The 9,048-nt window shown below is 36.4% G+C and carries 11 protein-coding genes; all 11 read right to left on the bottom strand.

Going from position 1 to position 9,048, the window contains the following annotated elements:
• Nucleotides 1-174: 174 nt before the first annotated feature.
• Entirely contained in the window at nucleotides 175-1,734 is a 1,560-nt protein-coding gene (locus ACM6F9_RS00355) for a sodium:solute symporter (RefSeq protein WP_414843899.1), read from the bottom strand.
• Nucleotides 1,735-1,919: 185 nt separating this feature from the next.
• Nucleotides 1,920-2,207: a GNAT family N-acetyltransferase gene (locus ACM6F9_RS00350; RefSeq protein WP_414843898.1), complete on the bottom strand. Its 288-nt coding sequence runs from the start codon at nucleotides 2,205-2,207 to the stop codon at nucleotides 1,920-1,922.
• 1 nt (nucleotide 2,208) lies between these two features.
• Nucleotides 2,209-2,604, bottom strand: coding sequence for an OsmC family protein (locus ACM6F9_RS00345; protein WP_407294155.1), 396 nt, complete (start codon nucleotides 2,602-2,604; stop codon nucleotides 2,209-2,211).
• Nucleotides 2,604-2,822, bottom strand: coding sequence for a (4Fe-4S)-binding protein (locus ACM6F9_RS00340; RefSeq protein WP_105702612.1), 219 nt, complete (start codon nucleotides 2,820-2,822; stop codon nucleotides 2,604-2,606). Before ACM6F9_RS00340 ends, ACM6F9_RS00345 begins: the two co-directional genes overlap by 1 nt.
• Before the next feature lies 1 nt (nucleotide 2,823).
• Entirely contained in the window at nucleotides 2,824-3,402 is a 579-nt protein-coding gene (locus ACM6F9_RS00335) for a TMEM175 family protein (protein WP_414843897.1), read from the bottom strand.
• Nucleotides 3,403-3,933, bottom strand: a complete 531-nt coding sequence (locus tag ACM6F9_RS00330; RefSeq protein ID WP_414843896.1) for an NADPH-dependent FMN reductase — start codon at nucleotides 3,931-3,933, stop codon at nucleotides 3,403-3,405.
• A 21-nt stretch (nucleotides 3,934-3,954) separates the two neighbouring features.
• Nucleotides 3,955-4,854 (bottom strand): pirin family protein, encoded by a 900-nt coding sequence (locus tag ACM6F9_RS00325; RefSeq protein ID WP_414843895.1) that lies wholly within the window; start codon nucleotides 4,852-4,854, stop codon nucleotides 3,955-3,957.
• Between the two features lie 58 nt (nucleotides 4,855-4,912).
• The gene (locus tag ACM6F9_RS00320; protein ID WP_414843894.1) at nucleotides 4,913-5,224 is read right to left on the bottom strand and encodes a GNAT family N-acetyltransferase; all 312 of its coding nucleotides are present in this window, start codon (nucleotides 5,222-5,224) and stop codon (nucleotides 4,913-4,915) included.
• Between the two features lie 145 nt (nucleotides 5,225-5,369).
• Entirely contained in the window at nucleotides 5,370-6,245 is an 876-nt protein-coding gene (locus tag ACM6F9_RS00315) for a pirin family protein (protein WP_414843893.1), read from the bottom strand.
• Between the two features lie 124 nt (nucleotides 6,246-6,369).
• Nucleotides 6,370-7,773, bottom strand: coding sequence for an MFS transporter (locus ACM6F9_RS00310; RefSeq protein WP_414843892.1), 1,404 nt, complete (start codon nucleotides 7,771-7,773; stop codon nucleotides 6,370-6,372).
• A gap of 141 nt (nucleotides 7,774-7,914) precedes the next feature.
• Nucleotides 7,915-8,757: a hypothetical protein gene (locus tag ACM6F9_RS00305; RefSeq protein WP_414843891.1), complete on the bottom strand. Its 843-nt coding sequence runs from the start codon at nucleotides 8,755-8,757 to the stop codon at nucleotides 7,915-7,917.
• Nucleotides 8,758-9,048: the final 291 nt, after the last annotated feature.

Below are 9,048 nucleotides of genomic sequence, written 5' to 3'. Positions count from 1 at the left end.
GTAGGTACTTTTGACTTATCTCAATTGATTAAAGGCGACTACCTGATTAAGGTTAAATCTAAGAATTTAGAGAAAACTGTAAAATGGATTAAAGAATAATCAATCCATTTTATTGATCCCAATAAAAAAGGCTGTCTTCAATGGAGGACAGCCTTTTTGTTTATTTTGTAAAGATTAAACTACTCTTAAATGTTGTTTGTTTTTTACCAGCCACAAACCTATGAAGGTTAGCAATCCATTTAGAACAATCAGTTCAACTCCGATTTTATAATCTGTATAAGTTGTAACTGCTGTATTGATTAAATAAGTCATTACGGGAGCTAAAAGGGTAACCGCCAGAATTGAATATTTTCTTGAAATCTGAAACTTCGTGAAAATTCCAAAAGCGAAAAGTCCAAGAAGCGGACCGTAAGTATATCCCGCAATTTCCATGATCAGATAAACAATAGATTTGTCATTCAATGCTTTGAAAACCATGATCAGGATAAAGAAAACAGCTGTGAAAATCAAATGTACTTTCATACGAAGGCGCTTCTTCTCTTTTTCAGTTTTGGTTTTATCTTCATTAAGGTTTAATAAATCTACACAATATGAGCTTGTTACGGCTGTTAAAGCACCGTCGGCAGACGGGAATAATGCTGAAATCAGTCCGATGATGAAAATAACCGAAATGGCCATCGGGAAATATCCCTGAAGTGATAAAGCAGGGAAAAGGTCGTCTCCCATTACGTTTTTAATATTTCCTGCGGCATCTTTAAACCCGAAAATATTCGTTACAGTTTCAGCCTTTATCGTTCCATATTCTGCGCCGTGCTGCAATGCAAAAAGATATAATAACCCTCCCAGAAATAAGAAGGCAAGGTTTACAATAAGAAGTGTTCCTGCAAAAGTCAGCATGTTTTTCTTTGAATTCTGAAGATTATCCACAGAGATATTTTTCTGCATCATTTCCTGATCCAGACCTGTCATAGCAATGGTGATAAAAATTCCGCCCAGAATTGTTTTCAGGAAAAAGGTTTTGGAATTCGGATCAAAATTGATGAAGTGCGTATAATTTTTCTGTTCCAGAATCGTGTAAGCTTCCCCAAATGATAAATTCAGGTTGGATAAAATATAAACAATACAAGCTACAAGGCTGATAATCATAAAAGAAGTCTGCAGCGTATCTGTAATAACAATGGTTTTTACCCCGCCTTCAAAAGTGTACAGAAGTACCATCAATAAAAGAACAAGAGACGTTACCCAAAACGGAACTCCCAAACCTTCAAGTAAGAATATCTGTAAGACATTCACTACCAGATACAATCTTGCCGTAGCACCAATTGCTCTTGAAATAATAAAGAATATAGAGCCTATTTTATGCGCTTCTACATTGAATCTTTTTCCCAGATAGGTATAAATAGAAGTCAGATTCATCTTATAATAGAGTGGAAGTAATATTGCAGCCACGATAAAATATCCGATGAAGAACCCGATCACCATCATATAGTACTCAAAACCTCCGTAAATGTATTCTGAGCCGGTCATTTTTCCTACAGTTCCCGGAACCGAAATAAAAGTAACTCCACTTAAGCTGGTTCCTATCATCCCGAATGCAACGAGCCACCATTTACTCTTTTTGTTACCGATAAAAAATGACTGGTTATCGGAATTTCGGCTGGTGAAATAAGAAATCACCAAAAGTCCAATAAAATAAATGAAAACAAATAGCAAAAGGATAGTTCCTGGATTCATGCTTGATTTTTAAATTTTAGCAAATATATAAAAAAGATCAGTCGTGAATCATGAATTTAAAATCCTGTTCGTTTCAAAACAAATTACATGGATTAATTTCTTCTCAATCAGTATGTATATTAAAAATAAAAACCCTTTCAGAGAGCTATCTGAAAGGGTTGTATGGTAAGGTTAGAATACAGTGACTAATTCACTAAAACATCCTGAAGTTCCTCACTTTTCTGGAAACTTACCTTAGCAAAAGGGCAGAGGGGAATAATCTTCTTATCATTTTTTCTGGCAAAATCTACAGCTGCCAGAAGCATTTCTTTGCCTACACCTTTTCCGTTGTAAGCTTCTTCCACCTCTGTGTGGTCTATAATAAATCTTTCTTCTCCTGCCCAGGTATAAGTCATCATTCCTGCGCGTCTTCCATCTATGAAAGCTTCAAAACTTCCGTGTTTTTCGTCGTTGTTTTGTTTTACTTCGATCATGTTATGAGAATTTAGTTAGTATTTCTATGTCGTTGGTTAATATTTTATGAACAGGACATGCATCTGCAATGGTGTGTAGTCTTTTAAGCTGCTCATCATCCAGAATACCATCAAAGCTGATGTCTCTTTTGAAAACGGCTCTTTTTGTTAATGGAAAATTTTCCAGCTCTACTTCTACATTGATGTTTTCCACATCCCATTCTTTTCTTTCAATATACATTCTTAAGGTAGCTGCTGTACAGCTTGCCAGTGACGTAGCCAGAATTTCCATGGGATTAAGACCTTTATTCTGTCCGCCTTTATCAATCGGTTCATCCGTAATGATCTTATTTTCGCCGGCAGTTACTTCTGTATAATATTTTGTTTTTCCTAAACTTGCTTTTACTGTTACCGCCATTATTTTGCTGTATTGAATTGATAACTTAATGCACCTGACGGGCATAGATCTATTTGATTTTTAAGTTCTTCAGGACTTGCGTTTTCTGCTTTTATCCAAGGTCTTTCTTTAGGATTGTAGACTTTTGGAAGTGTTTTTACACATATGGCAGAATGGATACATTTCTTAGGCTGCCAAATGACGGTGATGTTACCGTTAGGATATTCGTGTGTTTCCATATCAATTTTCTTTTAATGTTTTTTCGATTCTTCTGTCGGGAATCAGCCATATAAGAGCTACTAGATAATAAAAACCTATGGCAATATAAGGATAAAAAAATGAAGTAGCGATTCCCAGGACATAAAATACAATAGAGATATATTCCTTATATTTTGAATGAATGGCTTCTTTCAGCTTTGAATCTTCTCCCTCGCACCGGATGATGACATGCTCCAAAATTGTGTAAGCTATAGCTGACATAATGAGCCCGATACCATACACTGCAACAGGATTTTTTGCAAAATTCGTAGTTCCGATCCACTCTGTAGCTACAGGCATCAGAGAAAGCCAGAACAAGAGATGAAGGTTAGCCCAAAGGATACTTCCATTTACTTTCTTTACGGTCTGAAACAGATGATGATGATTGTTCCAGTAGATTCCTACATAGATAAAGCTGAAAATATAAGCCAGGAACTTAGGAAGGAGAGGTTTGAGGCTGGCCCAGCTATTTCCTTCCGGTACTTTCAGTTCAAGTACCATGATGGTAATAATAATAGCAAGGACACCATCACTGAACGCCTCAAGTCTTCCTTTATTCATTTACTGTACCTGATTTTTGAAATTCTGTATTTTGCCTTTCAGATCGCTCAGCATATCAGGGTTGATCACTCCACTTTCCAGATCGAAATTTTCGTAAAACTTCGGTAATGAAAAAGTGTCCTTGATGTCTGCTGCAAACTGAGGGAAAAACGTTTTCGCGGTATTCATCACATTTCCGCCTCCATAACCTCCGGGAGAGGTACTCATCAAAAGCATTGGCTTATTTTGAAATACTTTTACATTGATCCTTGAAGACCAGTCAAAAACATTTTTAAATGCCGAACTGTAAGAACGGTTGTGTTCTGCAAGGGAGCAAATGATCACATCACATTCCTCAATAGCCTTTAAAAACTGATGGGCTTCATCCGGAAAACCTTTCTTTTCAAGGTCTACAGAGAAGACAGGCATCGTGAAATCGTTGAGGTCAATCAGATTGATTTCCTCATCCTGAAAATCTTTCAGAACAAATTTTACCAGTTCTCTGTTGATGGAAGTGGAAGAAGTACTTCCGGCAAATGCTAATATTTTCATATTTTATAATCTGAACTGAAATTATTTTCTGTTTAAAATAGCTTTAGGAAGCGGAACATATTCGTTCTCATCGCCCGGAACCAAAGGAAATGCTTCGTGATTCTGGTCATTCCAGTTTACTTTTGCCTGGTCAATCAATTCTTTATCAGAATTAACGAAATTCCAGAATATAAAACGTTCCTCATCGAATGGCTCACCACCGAAAAGATAAACCGTTCCGTTTTTGCTCATATCAAATTCGCAAAGCTTGGTGTCTTTGGCGATCATCAATTGTTTTGAACCATAAGAATTTCCATCTGTGGTAACCGTTCCATCCAGAACATACATGGCTGCTTCTCCATAAAGATCTTTGCCGATGCTTATTTTCTTAGCTTCTTTTGTTTTGATTTCGATGAAAAATAACTTGCTGTGCACCGGAACTGCAGATGTTCTACCGAAGGCTTCACCAGCAATTAATTTATATTGAATGCCATCTTCTTCCCAAACCGGAATTTCATCCGCTTCAATATGGTGAAAAGTAGGCTCAGACTGTTCAAGATGCTTCGGAAGACCTACCCAGATCTGAAATCCGTGAAGTCTTTTATCAGTATGTCTTAAATATTCAGGCGTTCTTTCTGAGTGTACAACCCCTTTTCCGGCAGTCATCCAGTTGACAGCACCCGGTTTTATTTCTATAGCGCTTCCAATGCTGTCTCTGTGGAAAATAGAACCTTCCAACAGATATGTTAACGTAGATAAACCAATATGCGGATGGGGCGGAACATCAAGATTTTGATAATCTTTTAATTCTGAAGGTCCCATGTGGTCAATAAACACAAAAGGGCCAACCGCTCTTTTCTCACGGAAAGGAAGAAGTCTTCCTACCAGGAAATTTCCGATATCCGCTGCTTTTTCTTCTATAATAAGTCCAATATTTGACATGATGATGTGATACTTTTTAAAATGTTATTTAAGTAGATTGATTGTTTCTGCTGAAGAATTAAAGTTTGTCATAACCTTCAAATTTTTCATCTACAATACGTTTCCATTCAGGATGCTTCTTAATAAAAGCGAAAACATAAGGACAGAAGGGAAGAAGTTTTTTTCCACTTTCTTCAATATAATTCAAGGTTTTTTCTACTACGGCAGCCGCTGCACCTGTTCCGGCTAATTCCGGTTCTGCTTCTGTATGTATTAAAGCAATCTGATGTGTAGTTTCGCGGTAATCAATGAATGCATAATGTCCGTTGAACTCTATTTCAAATCTTTTTTCGGCTTTTATGAGAGGTATATTTTCAAATTCTGGTTTCATACTATTTTACGTTAAGGCGTCTGTTTTTCTTTAATAAACAGAATTAAAAGGCAAATCTTCCAGATTGTCAAAACCTGGAAGGTTTGCCATTATATAAAGTTAATAAAAAAAGGAATAATCAAAGATTAAGATAAATTTAATTCTTTTAATCTTCCAGATATCCGAATTTTCCGGTATTGAAATCCTCGAAAGCCTGCATAATTTCTTCTCTGGAATTCATTACGAAAGGTCCGTGAGGATAGATTGGTTCGTTGATGGGTTCTCCACTGATGATCAAAACAACAGCATCTTCTTTTGCTTCGATGATGAATGTTTCCCCTTCATTTTTAAACAGGGCAAAGTGATCCGCTTTAACGGCTTCTTCTCCGTTTATAATTACATTTCCTTCAATCACCAAAGCTGCAGTATTAAAATGAGCCGGGAAATTAAATTCTGCTTTTCCCCCTGCTTTTAGTTTTGCATTCATCATATGAACTGGAGTAAAAGTACTCGCAGGTCCTTTATGACCATTATATTCTCCGGCAATTACTTCTACAGAACCGTTTTCGCCAAGATCAACTCTTTCCATTTTAGAGTTTTCTATAGCCTGGTATTTCGGGCAGCTCATTTTATCTTTTGCAGGAAGATTCACCCAAAGCTGAACCATCTGAAAAATACCTCCTTCTTTTGCCCATTCTGTTTCATGATATTCTTTGTGAAGAACACCTTTGGCAGCAGTCATCCACTGTACATCACCTTCTCCGATCACGCCGCCGCCGCCGGCACTGTCGTGATGTTCTACTTTTCCGCTATACGCTATGGTTACGGTTTCAAAACCTCTGTGCGGATGCACTCCTACACCTCTTGGTGTATCTGATCCATTGAAGTGAAATTTCGAATTGTAATCCAGCATAATGAACGGATCCATTCTTTTCATATCCAATCCAGGTACTCCCGGAATAAAATTATGAACCCTGAATCCATCACCTACAAAGTGCGCAGGTTTTGGGGATACTACGATTTCTATTTTTTTAGTTGCCATCACATTGTTGATTTATGTAAACAAAATTACCATTGTTATATGCGAAAAGCATTGATCTGTGTTAAGTTCGTAGCAACTATTCAATACAGAGAAAATGAGAAGATGAAATTGTAATTTGATGGGCTTAATCTTCTTTTGATTTCATATTCTTCCCATCTGAGATATGCAGTCTTCTGAAAACAAATCCGGATAAAATTGTTAAGATTCCTACGGTGAGGAAAGTGTAGCGGAATGCGTTGTGAATTTCTCCATTAATAAGATCTGTGTTTTCAAACAGTTTTAAAACAATCAATCCGAATGCAATTCCGAAACCGATGGCGAGCTGTTGATTCACTGAAATTAAAGAGTTACCACTGCTGGTTTGGAAATTTCGAAGATCGGCAATAGAAATTGTGTTCATCGAGGTGAACTGTATAGAGTTGAAAAAACCTAATACTGCAATAATGGGAACAAACCAATATAATGAAGTGTGAATATCAGGAATAGCAAGAAGGCAGATTAAGGTTCCGATGATGAAGGTATTCACCATTAAAGTCTGACGATAGCCATATTTATCCAGAATTTTAATAACAGATGATTTTCCGAAAATAGCTGTTAAAGCCATAGGAGCAATGATCCAGCCTGAAGTTACCGCAGATTGTTTATACGCAATCTGAATCATCAGCGGAAGTAATAAGGGAACAGAACTGATTCCTAATCTGGTGGCAAGGTTTCCTACGATCCCAACCCTGAAAGTTCTTACCTGAAACAGGTTTAGAGGAAAAATAGGATGTCCGCCCTTTTTTGCATGTTTGTAGTAATAATAAAGGAATAAGAAACCAAGGATAAACACGACCAGAACCGGAGTAATATTCTGCATATCTCCAAAAAGTTCCAGAGAAACGGAAAGCAGGAGAGAGGCGGCTGCGAAAATTAAAAATCCTTTTAAATCAAAATCAACATCATCGGATTTGTAATTGGGCATAAATTTTAATCCTAAAAGAATTCCCAAAATGCCGATCGGAATATTGATCAGAAAAATCCAATGCCACGAAAGGTAATCCACCATATAACCTCCAACTAGAGGCCCCAGTACAGGACCAATAAGAGCAGGAATAATAGCAAAGTTCATGGCTTTGAGTAGTTCACTTTTATCAAATGTTTTAATGAGTGCCAGTTTTCCGACAGGAGTCATCAGACTTCCTCCAACTCCCTGAATTACCCTTGAAATAACCAAATGCGTGAGATTTTGAGACATGGAGCAAAACAACGAGCCTAAACTGAACAATACCAATGAAAAAATGAATACTTTTTTTGTTCCGAACCGGTCTGCCAGAAATCCGCTTGCAGGCATGAAAACAGCTAATGTCAAAACATAACTGATGATGGCGTTCTGCATGTTAAGCGGAGACTCTTTCAGGTCTCTGGCAATAGAAGGCAGTGAAGTATTCAGAATGGTAGAATCAAGCATTTGCATAAAAATAGCAGTAGCCAGAATCAGGGGAAGTATTTTCTTTATGGGGGTTTGTTGTGCGTTTGCTTCTGTCATTTGGTCTAGGCTGGATAGTACAAAGACTTCCAGACTTATTTTTATATGAAGAGCCTGCTTGCTTTAAGCAGGTTGATCTTTAGATAAAGAAATCCATATAAAATTAAAAAAGTCCTGCGAGATTTCACAGGACTTTTTGATTTATTTTCTAGGTTTTTCTACTCCTTTCCATTCGTCACCGGCTTTTCTATACTGGCTTAAAGTGAAATTTTTGAAATCCTTTGTTTTGTATTCGATGTTATCGGTATTCTGTTCAAACGGCATGATGTAGTAGTACTCGATATCTGTTTTGTCAGATTTGTTTCCTTTTTTTACGGAAGGAACATATTTTGAGAACTTGTAGCTTGGAAGATATTGTTTCAGTCTTGTATAGAAAGCTTTATCTTCTTTTTCGCTAGGAATAATATCTACAATGTTAAGATCATCTTTTTTCTTATCTACCCAAAGATAATACGTTTTTTCTTCTCCTATATTTCTGTTGAATGAGTTGAAAGCAAACAGTTCTTTCGGAACCAGTTCTTTGATTTTTTCAGGATCTACCTTCGTATAGAATTGTCCTTTAGAAGGATCTACATACGTTTCAAGGTTGTACATCAAGACAGAATTGTTTTCAAAATTCTTATTTTTAAAATATTGATTCAAAGATAATTCTGCAGTTGCTCTCAATTCTTTACCTCTTGCATCCAGTTTTTTCGTTGGATTCTGAGGATTTACATATTTCACAAATTCATATAAAACGATTGGTTTTATATCCTTAAGGTGAGGATACGTTTTCAGCTGCTCTGCTTTTACAAGCCAGTAGAATTGTTGATAGTAGTCATCTTTATCTGCATCTTTCACACTCTTATAAGCCAAAGCAAGCTTTTTTGAATTCAGATATTTGCCGTATTTCCCCTGTCCAAAAGCAAAACTTATGGATAATAAGACAAATAAAACAGTAAGGTTTCTTCTCATTTTTTTATAATTGATATTTTCGTTTTCCAAATATAATTATTTATTAGATATTATTTTGGATTGTCAGTTAAATTATGCTATATTATTATCGTTAATTCAAGAAAAAATCCTGTATTGCTACAGGATTGATAAATTATAACTGAGGAAGTTATATGTTTGAATGAGAAAAATATACATGTCAATAGCTAATTATTATGGTAAATAATTGAAAAACAAACGCAACGGGTGCAAGGCTTATCTTTCATCTTATCAATTTCGTTCGCAAAGTCACTTCGTTCAGCTAGGAAATCGACTTGTCTATTGTTGAGTGAAACGCTCTAG

The sequence above is a fragment of the Chryseobacterium sp. IT-36CA2 genome (genome assembly GCF_949767875.1).
Taxonomy (GTDB): Bacteria; Bacteroidota; Bacteroidia; order Flavobacteriales; family Weeksellaceae; genus Chryseobacterium.
This window is presented reverse-complemented; position numbering and strand designations above follow the sequence as displayed.